This is a genomic window from Pseudomonas aphyarum, from assembly GCF_028657055.1.
GTDB lineage: Bacteria > Pseudomonadota > Gammaproteobacteria > Pseudomonadales > Pseudomonadaceae > Aquipseudomonas > Aquipseudomonas aphyarum.
On record NZ_JAMDGS010000006.1, the window covers coordinates 177,276 to 194,704 of the forward strand.

Genomic DNA, 17,429 nt, shown 5'->3' on the forward strand with positions numbered 1-17,429 from the left:
ACCGTCGCGTAGTTGCATTGGCAGCCAGCTTGATGACTGAACGAGTCAGCTACGCAAACAGCTTGGATCCATGTCAAAGCAACGACGCCAACAAAGGCGCGGCGAACAGATTGAGCAGCCCCGTCAGCACCATTACCAGGCCCGCGACCGAGCCTTCTTCACCGCCCACCTCATGGGCCCGACTGACCCCGGCACCGTGCGCACCGACACCGAACAATGCACCGCGCGCCAGGGCGCTGCGCAACGGCAGCCACTTGAGCAGCACACCGCCGAGCATCGCGCCGAACACCCCGGTGAACATGACGAACACCGCTGTCAGCTCAGGCACACCGCCCAGGTCCTGCGCCAGCGGCATGGCAAACGGCGTGGTAATCGAGCGCGGCACCAGCGACAGCGTCACCGAACTGTCCAGCGCCAGTGCTTTAGCGAGGCCGAACGAAGTGGCGATCGACGCGGCACTGCCAGCCAGCATGCCCAGCAGCAACGCCGACCAATGCCGCACCAGCAATCGCCGCTGTTGCCAGATCGGCACCGCAAACGCCACGGTGACCGGACCGAGCACCAGCATCAGCCAATGGGTGTTGCTCGAATATTCGGCATAAGCAGTGTGCAGCGGCACGGCAAGCGCCAGCAGCAATGCGGGGACCAGAATCAGTGGAGACAGCACGTAGCGCCCGGTCCGGCGATACAGCCAGCGACTGAACAGATAGGCCAGCAACGTGAATGCCAGCCAGAACATCGGCATCAGCTCAAGCTTCATGGGACCGCCTCAGGCGCACGGCCAGCTCCACAGTGAATGCGGTCACCAGCATCACCATCAGCGTACTGGCCGCGATCACCAACAAGATCCGCCAGCCGTCATCGCGCAGCAACGCGCCGTAATCCAGCAGGCTCATCAGCGCCGGAATGAAGAACAGCAGCATCTCCGCCATTAATAACCCAGCGCCCATTTGTAACGCCGCCGGTTTGACCCAGCCGAACGCAAAACCCAGCAGCAACAGCGCCATGCCGATCACACCGCCGGGGATCGGCCAGGCCAGCCACGCTGCGATCTGGCAGCCGAGCAGGTAGAGAGCAAGCAGAACTGCCAGTTCGGCCAGCAGGCGGGAGAGGTATTTAACGGTCGAGGCTTTCATCGGTGGGCTCCTTTCAGTTGCCTATTTTACGAACCCGACTGCCATCTCCGAAGCGAATTGTTAGACTCAAAGCCATTCCAATCTGGAATCAGGCCATGGAATTCAAACAGCTCAGAAGCTTCGTCGAAGTCATGCATCAGGGCGGTTTCACCCAAGCCGCGAAGACCTTGCACATCAGTCAGTCCGCCGTGAGCAAGCAGATCGCCCAGCTCGAACAGAGCCTCGGTACGCCTCTGCTCGAACGGCTGGGTTCGCAGATACGCCTGACCGCCGCCGGCAGCGTGGTGCTGCAACGGGCCGAAGGCATGCTGCGGTTGCGCAATGAATTGCTCAGTGAACTGGATGACCTCAGCCATCTGGCACGCGGCGAGTTACGTCTCGGGCTGCCATTGCTCGGTAGCGACGCATTGTTTGCCGGGCTGTTCGCCGAATACCGCCGGCGTTATCCGAACATCAGCGTGCAGTTGCTTGAAGGCGGCAGTCGCAATATCGAACAGGCGGTGCTCAGTGGGGAGCTGGAATTGGGTGGCAGTCTTCTGCCGAAAGATCCGCAATTCGACTTCCAGCCATTCTGCGATGAACCGCTCGATGCTCTGCTGCCTGTGGATCACCCACTAACGGCGAGAGGTGAAATTGGTCTGGAGGAATTGGCCGATACACCGTTTCTTTTATATCAGCGCAGTTTCGTGCTCAACGATCGCTTGCTTCAGGCGTGCCAGCAGATGGGCTTCACTCCGAAGGAAGGCGGGCGCAGCGGGCAGGCGGATTTTCTCGCGGCGCTGGTGGCCGCCGGACAAGGCGTGGTGTTGCTGCCCAGCGTGGTGGCGCGCGGTCTGGTGCGGCCAGGCGTGGTTCGCCTGACCCTGAACGCGCCGGACTATTTGCGCTGGGACATCGCCTTCATCTGGCGCCGGGGCGCCTATCTGTCGAAGGCTGCGCAGGCCTGGCTGGCGCTGTTGCGTGAACGCGGGATCAGCCCTTGAGCGTGGCGATCAACTGTTCCAGCCAAGGCTCGGCGTCGGTTTCCGGGGTGACGCTTTCGCTGGCGTCGATGCGCAGCATGTCCTGCACTTCGCGCACGCCCAGTTCGCCGAACAACTCGCGCAGTTGCTCGCCGCCGCCGCAAAAAGTGTCGCCGTAGCTGGCGTCACCCAAAGCGATCACGGCGCCCGGCAAACCACGCCAGGCCGCCGGCAATTGGTCGCGAATGGCCGAATACAACGGTTGCAGGTTGTCCGGCAGCTCGCCCATGCCGGTGGTCGAGGTCACGCCGAGCAAGGCTTCAGGGCCGAAGGCCTGGAGATCGGCAAGGCTGGCGCGGGAGTTGTAGAAGGTTTCAAAACCGGCGGCGTTCAACAGGCTCTGAGCGTGGCGAGCGACTTCTTCGGCCGTGCCGTACACCGAGCCGGAGAGGATGGCGACTTTCATCAATCTGATCCTGAAACTGAAAAAAAGAGCGGCGATAGTAACAGCCAGCGGCGCCCTGTTGCGATTGGCTCTCGATAAGCGCTGATGGCCAGTAGACAGCGCCGGTCGATCTTCTAGAATGCCTGCCACCGAAATCCTTGTAAGGCTTCATAGATGATCAACGCCAGTCTGCTGCAAATGGTGATCAATGCGTCGAACGACGGGATCGTGGTGGCAGAAAAGGAAGGCGATCAGGACAACATCCTGATCTACGTGAATCCGGCTTTCGAAAAGATGACCGGCTATACCCGCGAAGAAATTCTCTATCAGGACTGTCGCTTCCTGCAGGCCGGAGATCGAGACCAGACCAGTCTCGCCTTGATTCGCGAGGCATTGCAAAACGGTGGCTCATGCCGGGAAATCCTGCGTAACTACCGCAAGGACGGCACGCCGTTCTGGAATGAGCTGTCCCTGTCGACGGTAAAAAATGCCGACGACGGTTTGACCTATTTCGTCGGCGTGCAAAAAGACGTCACGGTTCAGGTCAAGGCCCAGCAGCGGGTTGTGCAACTGGAAGCTCAGGTTGCGGCACTGGAAGCAGAAATTGCTGCCTTGAAAGCGACGAACGGCGCAAACAAAACAGCGAACTAATTGTCATTAACTACAATCACCAATGACTTTGTAATTATTCATTTCGAGTTAGCCATGCAGCGTGACGCCCTCCTGACCCAGGATGAGCTGGATTTCATCCAGACCATGCAACACAACCCGCAACTCAATGTGCGGGATGCGACGTCGAGCCTGCTGGTCAATGGTGGTTCGCAGATCCGTGATCTGCTCACGCGTCTGGCGGCCCATGAGCAAGTCACCATCCAGGCCAACTTCGAAAATCAGCAGATGACCTTTCCGTTGCATCTGGTGGAAGACGAGTTCCACGCCCTGCACCTGCGTCTGGGCGTACCAAGCATCTATGAAGACGGGCCGATGGTGCGTCCATGGCGCCTGACCCTGGAAGAGCCGGTGGCACTGGAAAATGCCAAGGGCCAGCCAGGTACGCTGTGGGTTCATGAGGTTTCGCACAAGGGTGTGCTGCTGGAAGTGCGCAACAAGACCAAACCGCCGAAGCATTTTGCCTTGTGGTTCAGTCCGTCGGGCTACGAGCGGATTTCCCTGCGCGGGACGTTCGAGCGGGAAACCGAAAGCGGCTTTTATGCTTACGAGTTAAGCCAGAGCGATGCCGACGAAACCGAGCGTCTGCGCCAGTTCATCCTGCAACAGCATCGTCTGACCCACCCTGCCCTGCACACCTGAGTCTCAGGTATCCAGCGTTCCTGCGAGGAACTGATTCATGCGCTGGCGCATGGTCGATCCTTCATTGCCCAGACAGCCAACCGATGATCCGGCCAGGCTGTCCTGCGCCAGATCGGCAGCATCGCCTGCCAACATCAACTGACAATCCAGACTCAAGGCCAGACGATTCAGACGTCGCGGCAGCTCTGCGGTCGGCGCGTGATTGGAAAACAGCACCAACGCCTGGGGCCGGGTCTTTTCGCACACCAGCGTCAACTCGTCGAACGGCTGACCAGTGGTGAGCACACGAACCCCCGCGTCATTGCCGCTGAGAAACAGCGCCGCCACCAGCAATTCCAGCTCACGACATTGACCGGCCAGCGCGCTGACGATCACCTTGCGCGGTTGCGAGCCGCGCAGTACGACGATGCGCTGCAGCACCTTCGCTCGCAGAAAACCATCGAAGAACAGCCACTCGCTGGTCTGCCCGAACGCATCCTGACGCTGGAGCATTTGCAGCCACAGCGGCATCAGGATGTCCTGAAACACCACGGGCAAGGCATAGGAAGAGAAAATCTGACCGTAGACGCGATCGAGCAACTGATCGTCAAACGAGCTGACTGCCTGCCGGACCTGTTCCTGCCACTGGAGGTAGTCAGCCTGCACCAGATCATCGGGAATGAAGTGGGCCAACACCTTCATCGGCTCGGTCTTGGCGAGGATCTTGCCGATCTTGCTCACGGCGACACCGCGATCGATCCAGTCGACGATGCTGCGAACGCGCTCGATATCGGTCATCGAATACAAACGATGCCCACTTTCGGTGCGTGTCGGCTGGATCAAACCATAGCGGCGTTCCCATGCGCGCAGCGTGACAGGGTTGACCCCGGTCAGGCGCGCCACTTCTCGTATCGGGAAAAGTTCTTCGCGCTCCAGCGCATCAGATGCCTGCGAAGCAGGGCGAACGTCTGTAATGACAGGCATTTGGGCGGACACGTCCTTGTTGGCGTAGTTGGATCCCATTCTACTCCGGATGCCCCTTCTCGGTTCAAGCGACGAAATGGGACGAAAGTCTCTGGTTTTGTCACAAAAATCAGGAATAATCCTTGCTTGTCGAAAAACGCAGCTCTCTACCCCGGCGCTGCGTCAGGCGAAGCTCCTACCCGGAGCGACGCAAATGCAATACGGAGATACACAATGTCTACTTCCCCCGTCACGCTGATGGTCGCACGTCGTGTCGCCAATGGTCGTTATCAGGATCTGATCGCCTGGTTGCGCGAAGGCGAACAACTGGCCACCGACTTCCCCGGTTACCTCGGCTCCGGTGTACTGGCCCCGCCTCCCGGCGACGATGAATTCCAGATCATTTTCCGCTTCGTCGACGAACAGACCCTGCACGCCTGGGAACACTCGGCATCGCGCACCGCATGGCTGGCCCGTGGCAGCGATCTGTTTGCTCACCCGACCGAACATCGGGTCAGCGGGATCGAAGGCTGGTTCGGTGCAGCCGGCGCGCGTCCTCCACGCTGGAAGCAGGCCGTGGCGATCTGGCTGGCGTTCTTCCCGGTGTCGCTGCTGTTCAATTTCGTGCTGGGCCCGCTGCTCGCTGAAATGAGCCTGTTGCCGAAGGTCTTCATCAGCACGCTGTGCCTGACGCCGTTGATGGTCTACTTCTTCATTCCACTGTCGACCCGCCTGCTGGCCGGCTGGCTCAACCCGGCGCCTGCACGCCCGCTGCCTGCCACACCCTCCACGCAAAATCGCTGAAGCCGTCGCTCGCGTCGCTGTTATAGTTTTTGCTCTGACTTCGACGCGAGCCGTACATGACTTCTCCCCCCGCTCCCATCCTCATCACCGGCGCCGGCCAGCGGGTCGGCCTGCATTGTGCGCAGCGTCTGCTGGAAGACGGCCATCGGGTGATCTTCACCTATCGCAGTGAACGGCCGGGTGTGAAGACGTTACGGGATCTGGGCGCCATCGGGTTGCACGCGGACTTTTCCAGCGAAGCTTCGATCCTCGCGTTCATCACCGAACTGAAGACCCACACCGACAGCCTGCGCGCCATCGTGCACAACGCCTCGGAGTGGCTGGCGGAAACAGACGACGGCGAAGCCGAAGCCTTCAGCCGGATGTTCAACATTCACATGCTGGCGCCGTACCTGATCAACCTGCATTGCGCCCAATTGCTGCAACGTTCGAGTCCTGCCGACATCATCCACATCAGCGATGACGTCACCCGCAAGGGCAGCAGCAAACACATCGGCTATTGTGCCAGCAAGGCCGGGCTCGACAGTCTCACGCTGTCCTTCGCGGCGCGCTATGCACCGTCAATCAAGGTCAACGGCATCGCGCCAGCCCTGCTATTGTTCAATCCCGACGACGACGCGGCGTACCGCGCCAAGGCGCTGGCCAAGTCCGCGCTGGGCATCGAACCCGGCAGCGAAGTGATTTATCAGAGCCTGCGCTATCTGCTCGACAACCCATATGTCACCGGCACGACCCTGACCGTCAACGGCGGGCGGCACGTCAAGTAATACGCCCCCGCGAGGATGCTCCATGACCCGTTCCCTGCCCGAGAATTACCGCGAGATCCTGATCGGTCTCGGTGAAAACCCTGACCGCGAAGGACTGCTCGACACGCCGGTGCGGGCGGCCAAGGCCATGCAGTATCTGTGTCACGGCTACGAACAGAGCGTCGACGAGATCGTCAATGGCGCGCTGTTTGCCTCCGACACCGACGAGATGATCATCGTCGCCGACATCGAGCTCTATTCGTTGTGCGAACATCACCTGCTGCCCTTCATCGGCAAGGCCCATGTGGCTTATATTCCGACGGGCAAGGTGCTGGGGCTGTCGAAGATCGCACGGCTGGTGGACATGTTCGCCCGCCGCCTGCAGATCCAGGAAAACCTCACCCGCCAGATCGCCGAGGCGGTCCGGCAAGTCACCGATGCCGCCGGTGTCGCGGTGGTCATCGAAGCCCGACACATGTGCATGATGATGCGCGGTGTCGAGAAACAGAATTCGACCATGAACACCTCGGTCATGCTCGGCGCCTTCCGCGAGTCGAGCAACACCCGTCAGGAGTTCCTGCAATTGATTGGACGGAGCAAGTAAATGCCACAACTTCAACCGGGAATGGCGCGCATCCGGGTCAAGGATCTGCGCCTGCGCACCTTTATCGGGATCAACGAGGACGAAATCCTCAACAAGCAGGATGTGCTGATCAACCTGACCATCCTGTACGCAGCGCAGGAAGCGGTGCGTGACAACGACATCGACCACGCGCTGAACTACCGCACCATCACCAAGGCGATCATCGCCCATGTGGAAGGCAACCGTTTCGCGCTGCTCGAACGCCTGACCCAGGAGCTGCTGGATCTGGTGATGGCCAACGAATCGGTGCTGTACGCCGAAGTCGAAGTCGACAAGCCGCATGCGTTGCGTTTCGCCGAATCAGTGTCGATTACCCTCGCGGCCAGCCGCTGAACGTGTCTGGCGCTCCGGGCGTCAGACTTTTATCATCCGCGCCACGATTTGACTGCACAGAGCCCATCATGACCGAGCAACAACGCCTCGAACTCGAAGCCGCCGCCTTCCGCCGGCTGGTCGCCCACCTGGACAGCCGCAAGGACGTGCAGAACATCGACCTGATGAACCTCGCCGGGTTCTGCCGCAACTGCCTGTCCAAGTGGTACAAGGCCGAGGCCGACGAGCGCCGGATCGAGGTCAGCCTCGACGATGCCCGTGAAGTGGTTTACGGCATGCCGTACGCCGACTGGAAAGCCCAATATCAGCAAGAAGCCAGCGCCGAACAACAAGCGGCGTTCGCCAAAGGAAAACCCAAGGGTTAGGCCCTTGCCAAGTATCAAAAACAGGCATGCCTGACATACAGGGAATCAGACAGCTTCCACTTCGTTGCTACCCCAGCAAAGTGTGAAGCTGTTGGTGCAACTCGTCGGAGCTCAACTTCATCTCATCAATGAAGGCGGTAGCAACTGGCGTCTGTGGGCGGTACAGCGGTCTGATGAGGTTGACGGAAAACGGTATCGAGATCGAAAACCGCCGCAAGCACACACCCTGATCGGCAAAACTCAAGGCCGTCAGCGGATTGATGATACCGACCCCGACGTTTTGCTGAACGAAGAAGCAGACGGCTGCTGCGCTGTGGGTTTCTACAACCGTGCGCGTCTTGACCTGGGCGTCGGCAAGAATCTTGTCGAAGATGATCCGGTAGGGGTCCTGGCCCGATAGGCTGACCATGTTGATACCAGCCATATCCAGAGGCGTAATCACCTTTTTGTCGCACAGCGGATGACTGAGTGGCAGCACGCACACTTCATCACCGGTAAAGATGTTTTCACATCGAGTACCTGGCGGCGTTTCACTGTTTTCAGTCAGTCCCAGATCATACCGCTGGGCTGTCATCCACTCCTCAAGCAACGGGGATTCCTGCGGGGTGATGTTGATGTTCACCTCCGGGAACGCATTGATGAACCGACCACACACATAAGGCAACAGGCTCTGCGAAAAAGCAGGCAGGCATGCGATCGTGAGACTGCTCTGGAAATTCTTGATCGATTGCGCCGCATTGTGGATGCGTTCGAGCCCGTAATAGGAGGTTTTCACTTCCTCGAACAAACTCAGCCCCTGAGTAGTTGGCTGCAAGCGCGCTTGTGTTCGCTCAAACAGTTTGAGCCCCAGGACATGCTCGAATCGTGCGATTTCACGGCTGACGGTCGGCTGTGAGGTTTTGAGCAATGCCGCCGCCTTGGTCACGCTGCCGGTGGTCATGACCGCCCAGAATATTTCGACTTGCCTGAAACTGAATCTCACTCTACCCCCAGACAGATACCGCCTGAACCCATTGAAAAGCGCCAGCGAGCATAGCATGCGTGGCTGTTTGAGCCTTGCTCAGGGCATATCAGAAATGAAAGCCCCCTCCGAAGAAATGATATTTTGAATGTAGTGGCCATCTAACTACACTGGCCCGACAAAATAAACCTCTGCCACTCTGCCCATCAGATCCGAGATCAGCTGCCCGTCATTCAGCGGTGCCGACATGATCATCGGAAGCAGGCGCGTGCGAGCAAGAGGCGGATCAGGTTTACCAACGGATTAACCGGAATCGACCCGGGTGAGGGGTCAACTTATGGACATGCATGATTTGGTTGGCGTTGGTTTTGGTCCTTCGCATATTGGCTTGGCAGTCTCGCTTTATGAAGATTACAAAGAAGAGACTGAAGGCAAAAAAATCATGTTCTTTGAAGCCAAGAACAAACATGGCTGGCACCATCCGATGATGCTACCCAGTGCCAAGATGCAAATTTCCTTCATGAAAGATCTTTGTTTCTTGCGCAATCCAAAAAGTCATTTCACATTTGTGAACTACTTGCATGAACATCGCCGACTGGGTTCTTTCGCCAACCTGCGAGACTTCAACCCCAGTCGCAAGGAATTTGACGATTACCTGCGTTGGGTCGCCGGCCACTTCAATCATGTGACGCGTTACTCATCATGGGTTCAATCGGTTTTACCGGTTAAAGAAGGTGATCACGTCGTCGCACTTGATGTAACCGTCAATGACACGCTGACGGGCAACACACAGGTCGTCAGGACGCAAAACCTCGCTATTGCCATTGGCGGTGAACCGGCAATGCCGGTGGCGTGCGCCAGCCCCCACGTCTTCCACTCTTCGCAGTTGCTGGAAAAGCTGCCTGAATACGACGAAAACAAACGCTATCGTTTTCTGGTCGTGGGTTCCGGACAGAGCGCCGCGGAGATCTATCAGCACCTGATAAGCCATTATCGTCATGCAGATGTTCGAGTGGCCAGCAGTGGTATCGGATTCAAGCAAGCCGATGACAGTGAATACGTGAATGAAGTGTTTGATAACGAAATGATCGACCGGATTTTTTACCTGGATCCGGATAATCGCCAGGCACTGATTCGAAAACACTTCGACACCAACTATTCGGTGGCCGATCTGGCAATTATCCAAAGCCTTTATCGCGAAGAATACGAAGCCACGATTGGCGGGAATGTCGATCGCTTCGGAATGCTCAAGTTCAAACGACTCACCGAGGTGGTCGAGCACAATAATGCGTTGTCCGTCACATTGGTTTCGACGCTCGATGGCGAATATCAGGAACTTGAAGTGGACGTCGTCATCTGCGCTACCGGCTACAGCCGACGGAACAACCTGGCGCTGCTGGACTCCCTCAAATCTTATTGGGCAGAGCCTGCACACATACCGCGTTTGAGCCGTCATTACGCGTTGCAGATGAATGACAATTTCAAACCCAACATTTATATCCAGGGCATGTCGGAACATACCCATGGACTGAGCGATACATTGCTTTCGGTTATTTCACGGCGGTCCCATGAAGTGGGTGGGGAAATCGTCAACACGCTGAATGACAGAGTCTTGCAGGGAGCATTGACGACATGAAAACACACAGAGAGCTGATCGTTTTTTTAATCTGTTCCACGGTTTACCGGTTGTTTTCCGGTGCACTGCTGGTTTCCCTGACATGGACCATTCTCAATCAGGATGAAGGCGGCTACTTGCCGCTGGCACTCGCGATTTTCTGTTCCTTCATTCCGGCGTTTGTTACGCCGATGATGATCAAACGCCTGTCGACCCGAATGAACGGACGCCAGATGAGCAGTTGGTTCCTGGTCTGTCTCGCAGGTCTAAGCCTGGTCGCCGGGGTGTGCCGTGATATCACGGTCGGGCTGTTGATCACCAATCTGTTTGTGTGGCTGATATTCATGTTGCTGGAAGCCAGCCTGGATATGTGGTTTACCCAGGTTCAGCGCGGTATGGATGAAGCGACAGTCAGACGCATCAGCGGTGCGACCACCGCCACCAGCCAGGCGGCGCTGATGATTGGACCGTTGCTGGCGGCCGGCCTGATGCCGATTCTGACCGGCATGGGGTTTTCCATTCTTCTGGGCGTCAGCTTCTTGCTCGTCGCCGTGGTCTGCTACACCCGAAATGGTGCCGCCGTGATTGAAACCCGGGAAGGCAGTGCCCTCGCAGCGCCGGCGAAGCTTCCACTGACCCTGTTCATTCCAATGGTGTTGATCTGGCCCATCCTCGGAGCATTCAACTTCATGCTTCCGGTGTACGTGTCGAGCCATGGCTGGGCGCTGTTTGAGTTAGGTGTGCTGGACGCCGTATTCGGCATGGGCATGGCGTTGATCGGTGTGCTGATCATTCTGGGCAATACCGGCCGTAACCTCTTGGTCTTCCTGTCCGGGCTGATTGCACTTGCCATCACCGCCGCTCTGGTCTGGTTCCTGGTGCCTGACACACTTGTGCTCAAAGCCCTGAGTCTGCTGATTCTAGGCATGGCATTTGGCGGCGCCCGGGTGCATATCCGCGCTGCGATCGCCTATCGCTACAGCGAGGCCGCCGTCGGCCTTTGTGTCAGCAGAGCGAATGCGCTGGCTACTCCGGTGTTGTTGCTGGTTCTGAGCCTGCAACTGGCAATGATCGATACGGCCTGGTTTGTGCCGTTCCTGATGATCACGTTGTCCATCGCGCTCCTGCTGCAGACCTCTGCGACTCGTTTCGCCAAAGGGCAAGCGAACACCGCATCTGCCAGCGCCTGATAAAGACGGCACCCTAACTACGTAAGAGTTTGAGGATTCGATATGACCTTATCCAATCGCTACGCCTTGTTGATCGGCGCCGATTTACCCATGAGGGAGCGGGCCGTGTTGTGTACCGCACGTGCGCTGGGCATGGCCGTTGTGGTGCTGGCCTATCCAGGCGAGGTTCTGGCCCAGCGGCGCAGGCCGGCAGCCAGCCTGGCCGATGACTACATCGTCAGCCCGTACCTGCTGGATCCGGTGCGCGCGCTTGAGGCGGTCAAAGACTACGAACGCAAGACCGGCCTCACACCGGCAGCGGTCATTCCGGTCAATGATTTTGTTCTGGAGGCTGGCGCTGCGATAGCAAGGCAATACGCAATACCGTTCCACAGTGACGAGGTCATTCTGCGCTGCCGCGACAAATTACTGATGAAGACCGAACTGGCCAAGGCAGGGCTGAATGTGGCGCCGACCCTGGCGGTCAACGAAGGTGTCGCCAGCTACATTTTCAAGGATCAGGAAAAGGTCATTTTCAAACCCAGTGTCTTCGGTGGCAGTGGGGGTGTGCGTCTGGTGAGCAACCCGCAGGAGTTGCAGGTGGCGATTGATGACGCCGCGAAGTTGTTGCACAAGTACAAGGACATTCTTTACATCGATCCTGAACGGATTCATCTGGAAGCCTTTCTCGACAGCGAGCTTGAAGTCTCCGTCGAAGTTTATTGCAGACCTGGCGAGTGCAAGGCGGCGGCCGTCACCCACAAGCAACTGTCGCCACGTCCTTTTTTTGCTGAAATGGGTCACATCGTTCCCTATGCCGGGACGGATTACCAAGCCTTGTGCGTAACCGCCGAAAAGGCATGTCGGGCGCTGGGTATCGAACGTGGCGTATCACACGTCGAGATCAAGATCGTCAACGGTGTGCCTTTCATTATCGAGGTCGGCGCCCGGCCCGCAGGCGACCGCATCATCGACCTGGTTTATCGCTCGCTGGGCATCGACCTTTATGCCCTGCATGCCAAGAGCTATTGCGATATCTGGGACGACATGCCCCTGATCAAGCATCGCGGAACGGCGGCCGTCGCTTTCCTGAAGGCGGCACCCGGAAGGATCACCCGTATCAATCCCGTTGCACTGCCCGAGGGTGTGCACGAACTCAGCCTTTACAAAGGCGTTGGAGATTTTTCCGACCGGGACGCGCAGAACTTCGAAACCCGGGAAGGGCATGTGGAATGGTTCTGGCCGATCGAGCATCAGGACACGCCTGACTTCATGTTTCAAACCGCCAGGCTCTCAGCCGACCTGTTTGAAATCGAACAAAACTGAGCCGGTTCTGCCAACGCCTTCACGAGATAAAAGCATGTTCGACAATCGCCACATTCGTTCCTTGGCCAACCAGGCCATGGAATTGATCGAGTACGCAACACCACCGGAAAAGTGCACGCAGGGTCGTCCGGTACAAACTTTTCACAAACAGTTCGAGAGCGCGGACCGGTTGTTCTCGGTCGGGATCTGGGAATGCAGCGTGGGCAGTTTTACGGTGAATTTCACCGGGCATGAATTCGCCAGCCTGCTGGAGGGGCGGATCATGATCGAAGACGAGCACGGCTCCCAGTTGATGTTTTTACCCGGTATGCAACTGGTCTTTCCCGCCGGTTACAAGGGCGAATGGAATGTGCTCGAACCGTCCCGAAAGTCTTATGTCTGGTACGAACTCAGCCCTCCGACTCCTTGAACGGATACCTCATTTTGAACAACTTCAACGATTCACTGATCAACCAACTGGCGCACGAGTTCGGTACGCCGTTCTGGCTCTATGACGCCGATTCCATTCGTCGCCGGACCGGGCAGTTGCGCGCATTCGATGTGATTCGCTATGCGCAGAAAGCCAATCCGAACATTCAAATACTCAAGTTGATGAAAAGTCTGGGCGCCATGGTCGACGCGGTGTCACTGGGCGAAATTGAACGAGCTCACAGAGCCGGATTTCGCAACGATGAGGGACATGCCCAAATCGTTTACACCTGTGACGTCCTGGACGAAGCGACGCTGGCGCGGGTGATCGAACTGAACATTCCGGTCAACGCCGGCTCCCCGCAAATGCTGGAGCAACTGGGCAAGGCAAGTCCCGGGCATAAAGTCTGGTTGCGGATAAACCCGGGATTCGGTCACGGTCATAGCCGCAAAACCAATACCGGAGGCCCAAGCAGCAAGCACGGCAACTGGCATGAAAACCTGGCTGAATGCTACCAACTGATCGAAACCTACGGTCTTGAGTTGGTGGGTCTGCACATGCACATTGGCTCCGGCGTCGATTACGAGCACCTGCAACGTGTCTGCGCAAGCATGGTCGAGCACGTATTGCGTTGCCCGTTCGATATTTCGGCGATCTCGGCGGGGGGCGGATTGCCAATCGCCTATCGCGACAATGACCCGCAGATCGACATCGACGAGTACTTCCGGATCTGGGATCTGGCGCGTCGCCAGATCGAAGCACATCTTGGGCACCCGGTGACGCTGGAGATCGAACCAGGGCGCCTTCTGGTCGCAGAATCCGGGTGCCTGGTCACTCAGGTCAGAGCGAAGAAGGATGTCGGGCCAAATCATTTCGTGCTGGTGAACTCCGGCTTCAACGATCTGATGCGGCCAGCCATGTATGGCAGTTTTCACCAGATCACCGCCATTCAGAAAATCCCGGTGCTGGATCGGGAGCGGTGGCGCAATACCGTGGTGGCGGGTTCGTTGTGCGAGGCTGGGGACGTATTCACTCAGCAGAGCAACGGCGAAATCGATCACCAATTGCTGCCGGATTTGCAAGTGGATGACTTGCTGGTTTTCCATGATTGCGGCGCCTACGGTGCAAGCATGTCATCCAACTACAACACCCGACCGTTAATCCCGGAATTACTCCTGGATGGCGACTCGGTCAGGGTCATTCGTCGTCGTCAGACTTTCGACGAGTTACTTTCGCTAGAAACGATTTAAAACAATAAGAACGGATGAAGGATGCAGACACAAGTCTGCATCCGGGGATTCGTGTGCCCGGTGATTAGCATTTTGCAAGTTGGGGAGACAAGCATGGAAGTCGTCAGAAAGCACCAACAGTTCAAATCCAGTCATGAATACAATGCACTGATCAAGCGTATCTATCCTGAGCCTTCGCTGCGTACACCCTTCGGTTCTGCGTGTGTCACGGTTGAAGCCGGGACACTAAGCCAACCGCATCTGCATCACGAACATGAAACGTTCATCATCGTATCCGGTCATGGAGCGTTTGTTCAGGACAATACTCGAAGCGATATCTCGGCCGGGGATGTTATTTACATCAAGCCTTTCAGCGAACACTACATCGAGGCTCATCCTGAGTCGCCAGTCGAGTTCATGAGTATCTGGTGGGAAGACGCAGAATCACAATCCGAACCCCGGACCACTCGCCAGATCCTGTTTACTCCACCACCGACACCTAACGGCAATCTGCACCTGGGGCATATTTCCGGGCCTTACATCTGTGCCGATATCATCAAGCGCTATCTACAGAGTCAAGGCACACCGGCCAGCCTGATTGTCGGTCTGGACAAGCACCAATCCTATGTCGACCTGAAGGCTCGGCAACAGGACATTTCTGCCCGCGAAGTCTATGAACATTTCAGTCGATCGATCCTGAGCACCTTTGATAATGCCGGTATCGATTACGACGACGTGCATGATTGCGACAGCCATTTTCACCTCGAATTCGTCCACGACTTCATTCAGCGCCTGCTGGCCAAAGACATTCTGCAGATCAAACCGCAGGACATCGCATGGTGTGCCGATTGCCGGATCGAAGTATTTGACGCCTTTGCCCGGGGCGCTTGTCCCACCTGCCAGGCGCCCTCCAACGGGTGCGTGTGCGAAGACTGCGGCAGTCCCAATAACAGCTACAACCTGCATGATGTGTCGTGCAACCTGTGCGGTTCGGCGCCGACGCTGCGGCAAGGCAAAAAGGGTGTACTGGATCTGGGCCGATGCGCTGCCGATTTTGTACACGCCGGTTTTCAGGTCACTGCGCCACCGAAACTCGAGAAGTACTTGCTCAAGCAACAAGCGCTCGCACAAGAGGATTATGTGGTGACGTTCCACAGCGAATGGGGCGTGCCATCAAGACATCCGGAATTGGTGGGGCAATCTTATCTGGCCTGGATCGAAATGGCTGCCGGTTACCTGGCCGCCATTTACAAAAGTGTATTTGGCGAAGAAATCAGTGATGTCGGGCGGGCAATCGAACGCTTGAATGCCGCAGACTTCGAAATCATTCACCTGATGGGTTTCGACAACTCGTTCTATTACGCCCATCTGTACCCACAGTTATTTGCCGCGCTGGGTGTGCGGGCGTTGAAGATGACGTTCGTGGTCAATGAATTTCTGCTGTTGGATCAGTTGAAATTCTCCACCAGTCGCAACCACGCGATCTGGGCCAACGACGTGTTTACCTCACCGGCCGTTGCTGACTGGTATCGCTTTTACCTGTCGTTGAAAAGACCCGACGTCAACCGCGAAAACTATGATCGCAGTGAATTTGAAAGCTTTCGTCAAAGCACTCTGGCTGATCTGGGGCGGTTGTTCGCGACTCATCGGCAGCGACTTGAGGGGCAATTCGCAGGAGTCGTCCCCCAGCCCGGTTCCTGGACTCGGTTGCACCAGGAATACGACACGTTTTTCAATCGGCACAAGATCCATTTGGGCAACGCCCTTGGTGTTCCCAACGGCTATGCCGTCAAACAGTACGCCAGCTCGGTCAAACAGCTGCTTGATGTGGTAAGCCGTTTCCAGCGGATGACCGCCGACGACTTCGAGGACTCGGCCGATCACGGCGAACGGCGCACCAGCATGTACCTGGAGGCCGAAGCCGTGGCGCTGCTGCGCCTGCACTTGGGCTGCATAATGCCGCAAGTGATTGGCGAGCTGGATCGCTGATGAGCTCACGCCAGGTATTGAGCCACTACGACTGGCTCGTCGTCGGTGCCGGGCTCGTCGGTCTGTGCACCGCACTGCACCTGGCCCGACGCAAGCTGCGTGTGTGTGTCATCGAGCAGATGTCCCAGGTGACAAACGCCTCGACTGTATCCGGGGCCGGGATACGTTTTTTCGACCCTGACCCTGTTGTCAGCGCCCAGGTTGCAGAAAGCCACGGTTTTTACTCGGAACTGGGCCTGGCTGGCGATTTCCGTCCCTGCCCGAGTTACTACTGCTTCGGTGCGGCAGCCGCCGAGGGTGTGCTGGACGGGGCCGGTGCGAGGGGCCTGCAGGTTCTTTCACGTGCGCAGCTTCAGGCCCGCAGACCACATATTGAATGGAAGGCTGTGGATTACGCCGTGGAAGATGAGCACGCCGGTTTCAGAGATCCCCTGCTCACATGGCATGCACTGCGCTCAGCATGCGAGCGACTTGGGGTGACCTTCCGGTTCGGCCATCCGGTTCTGGCTCTGGAGCAAAGTGCCGGTGCACGGCACTTGTTGACGCAAGCGGGGCGTTACGTGGCGCATGGGGTGATCTTTGCCACCGGTTACTGGACGCCGAGCCTGCTCGAACGCCTGGGACTGCCGGTTGCAGTGCGCAATCGAACCATCACCGTTCATCGGCTTGCAGGCCATAACCTGTCACATCTGCCCTTTGTGGTTGAACACGACAGTGGCTTCCATGCTCGTCCGACCGCATGCGGCGAGATTCTGTTTGGCATTCCTCAGCCGGATTGGGACGTTGCGCCAAACCATCTGCCTGACCGCGCCGACGCTCACCTGAACAAAGCCCTGGCACATTTGCAGCGGTTCGCACCCTTGCCGCTTTCATTCTCCGAAGTGCGAACCACCCGCTCGGCAGACGCCTTCGCCTCACTGGCACCCGAGGCGCAAACCGCGTTGCCGGCACACACACATGTATTTGCTTTCGGCGAAGGAGCCGCTTTCAAGTACGCACCGGCCAGGACTTTGGCTTACATCAACTCAATACTGGGATCATAGA

The 17,429-nt window shown here is 57.4% G+C and carries 20 protein-coding genes; 15 read left to right on the forward strand and 5 right to left on the reverse strand.

Annotated features, from left to right (window positions below; all coding sequences use genetic code 11):
- Positions 1–73 precede the first annotated feature (73 nt).
- A complete protein-coding gene (locus tag M5G18_RS09985; protein ID WP_007957226.1) occupies positions 74–760 on the reverse strand; it encodes an LrgB family protein in 687 nt (228 codons plus the stop codon).
- The gene (locus M5G18_RS09990; protein WP_102686881.1) at positions 750–1,136 is read right to left on the reverse strand and encodes a CidA/LrgA family protein; all 387 of its coding nucleotides are present in this window, start codon (positions 1,134–1,136) and stop codon (positions 750–752) included. Before M5G18_RS09990 ends, M5G18_RS09985 begins: the two co-directional genes overlap by 11 nt.
- A 95-nt stretch (positions 1,137–1,231) precedes the next feature.
- On the opposite strand from M5G18_RS09990, the gene M5G18_RS09995 reads away from it, so the two are divergent.
- Complete coding sequence (locus tag M5G18_RS09995; RefSeq protein ID WP_273899687.1) at positions 1,232–2,119, forward strand: LysR family transcriptional regulator; 888 nt, start codon at positions 1,232–1,234, stop codon at positions 2,117–2,119.
- Here M5G18_RS09995 and M5G18_RS10000 read toward each other — a convergent pair.
- Entirely contained in the window at positions 2,109–2,564 is a 456-nt protein-coding gene (locus M5G18_RS10000) for a flavodoxin (RefSeq protein WP_085608096.1), read from the reverse strand. The genes M5G18_RS09995 and M5G18_RS10000 overlap by 11 nt on opposite strands.
- Positions 2,565–2,717: 153 nt before the next feature.
- Here M5G18_RS10000 and M5G18_RS10005 point away from each other — a divergent pair, with 153 nt between their 5' ends.
- Both M5G18_RS10005 and M5G18_RS10010 read left to right on the forward strand, forming a co-directional pair.
- The gene (locus tag M5G18_RS10005) at positions 2,718–3,194 is read left to right on the forward strand and encodes a PAS domain-containing protein (protein WP_273899686.1); all 477 of its coding nucleotides are present in this window, start codon (positions 2,718–2,720) and stop codon (positions 3,192–3,194) included.
- A 54-nt stretch (positions 3,195–3,248) separates the two neighbouring features.
- Positions 3,249–3,854 carry a hypothetical protein gene (locus M5G18_RS10010; RefSeq protein WP_007957217.1) on the forward strand — a complete coding sequence of 202 codons (606 nt, stop codon included), beginning with the start codon at positions 3,249–3,251 and terminating at the stop codon, positions 3,852–3,854.
- A gap of 3 nt (positions 3,855–3,857) precedes the next feature.
- Here M5G18_RS10010 and M5G18_RS10015 read toward each other — a convergent pair whose 3' ends face one another.
- Positions 3,858–4,817: a MerR family transcriptional regulator gene (locus tag M5G18_RS10015; protein WP_273899685.1), complete on the reverse strand. Its 960-nt coding sequence runs from the start codon at positions 4,815–4,817 to the stop codon at positions 3,858–3,860.
- 213 nt (positions 4,818–5,030) lie between these two features.
- Here M5G18_RS10015 and M5G18_RS10020 point away from each other — a divergent pair, with 213 nt between their 5' ends.
- The 5 genes from M5G18_RS10020 to M5G18_RS10040 all read left to right on the forward strand — a co-directional run bounded on the left by M5G18_RS10020 (position 5,031) and on the right by M5G18_RS10040 (position 7,687).
- Positions 5,031–5,600 (forward strand): antibiotic biosynthesis monooxygenase, encoded by a 570-nt coding sequence (locus M5G18_RS10020; protein ID WP_273899684.1) that lies wholly within the window; start codon positions 5,031–5,033, stop codon positions 5,598–5,600.
- Between the two features lie 56 nt (positions 5,601–5,656).
- The gene (folM, locus tag M5G18_RS10025) at positions 5,657–6,367 is read left to right on the forward strand and encodes a dihydromonapterin reductase (protein WP_273899683.1); all 711 of its coding nucleotides are present in this window, start codon (positions 5,657–5,659) and stop codon (positions 6,365–6,367) included.
- 22 nt (positions 6,368–6,389) lie between these two features.
- The gene (folE, locus tag M5G18_RS10030) at positions 6,390–6,950 is read left to right on the forward strand and encodes a GTP cyclohydrolase I FolE (RefSeq protein ID WP_085746944.1); all 561 of its coding nucleotides are present in this window, start codon (positions 6,390–6,392) and stop codon (positions 6,948–6,950) included.
- Entirely contained in the window at positions 6,951–7,322 is a 372-nt protein-coding gene (gene folX, locus M5G18_RS10035; protein WP_007957207.1) for a dihydroneopterin triphosphate 2'-epimerase, read from the forward strand.
- A gap of 68 nt (positions 7,323–7,390) precedes the next feature.
- Positions 7,391–7,687: a DUF1244 domain-containing protein gene (locus M5G18_RS10040; RefSeq protein WP_273899680.1), complete on the forward strand. Its 297-nt coding sequence runs from the start codon at positions 7,391–7,393 to the stop codon at positions 7,685–7,687.
- Between the two features lie 67 nt (positions 7,688–7,754).
- Here the strand turns inward: M5G18_RS10040 and M5G18_RS10045 are convergent, their stop codons facing one another.
- The gene (locus M5G18_RS10045) at positions 7,755–8,627 is read right to left on the reverse strand and encodes a LysR family transcriptional regulator (protein WP_273899678.1); all 873 of its coding nucleotides are present in this window, start codon (positions 8,625–8,627) and stop codon (positions 7,755–7,757) included.
- A gap of 358 nt (positions 8,628–8,985) precedes the next feature.
- Here M5G18_RS10045 and M5G18_RS10050 point away from each other — a divergent pair, with 358 nt between their 5' ends.
- From M5G18_RS10050 to M5G18_RS10080, 7 genes are all read left to right on the forward strand, one after another.
- On the forward strand, positions 8,986–10,284 hold the full coding sequence (locus tag M5G18_RS10050; RefSeq protein WP_273899677.1) for a SidA/IucD/PvdA family monooxygenase: 1,299 nt from the start codon (positions 8,986–8,988) through the stop codon (positions 10,282–10,284).
- Positions 10,281–11,453: an MFS transporter gene (locus M5G18_RS10055; protein ID WP_273899676.1), complete on the forward strand. Its 1,173-nt coding sequence runs from the start codon at positions 10,281–10,283 to the stop codon at positions 11,451–11,453. The genes M5G18_RS10050 and M5G18_RS10055 overlap by 4 nt, the downstream gene beginning before the upstream one ends.
- 132 nt (positions 11,454–11,585) lie before the next feature.
- Positions 11,586–12,758 carry an ATP-grasp domain-containing protein gene (locus M5G18_RS10060; RefSeq protein ID WP_273899675.1) on the forward strand — a complete coding sequence of 391 codons (1,173 nt, stop codon included), beginning with the start codon at positions 11,586–11,588 and terminating at the stop codon, positions 12,756–12,758.
- Between the two features lie 34 nt (positions 12,759–12,792).
- On the forward strand, positions 12,793–13,167 hold the full coding sequence (locus tag M5G18_RS10065; protein ID WP_273899674.1) for a cupin domain-containing protein: 375 nt from the start codon (positions 12,793–12,795) through the stop codon (positions 13,165–13,167).
- Between the two features lie 14 nt (positions 13,168–13,181).
- Positions 13,182–14,417: a diaminopimelate decarboxylase gene (lysA, locus tag M5G18_RS10070; RefSeq protein WP_273899673.1), complete on the forward strand. Its 1,236-nt coding sequence runs from the start codon at positions 13,182–13,184 to the stop codon at positions 14,415–14,417.
- A 93-nt stretch (positions 14,418–14,510) separates the two neighbouring features.
- Complete coding sequence (locus M5G18_RS10075) at positions 14,511–16,385, forward strand: class I tRNA ligase family protein (RefSeq protein ID WP_273899672.1); 1,875 nt, start codon at positions 14,511–14,513, stop codon at positions 16,383–16,385.
- Positions 16,385–17,428, forward strand: coding sequence for an NAD(P)/FAD-dependent oxidoreductase (locus tag M5G18_RS10080; protein ID WP_273899671.1), 1,044 nt, complete (start codon positions 16,385–16,387; stop codon positions 17,426–17,428). Before M5G18_RS10075 ends, M5G18_RS10080 begins: the two co-directional genes overlap by 1 nt.
- Position 17,429: the final 1 nt, after the last annotated feature.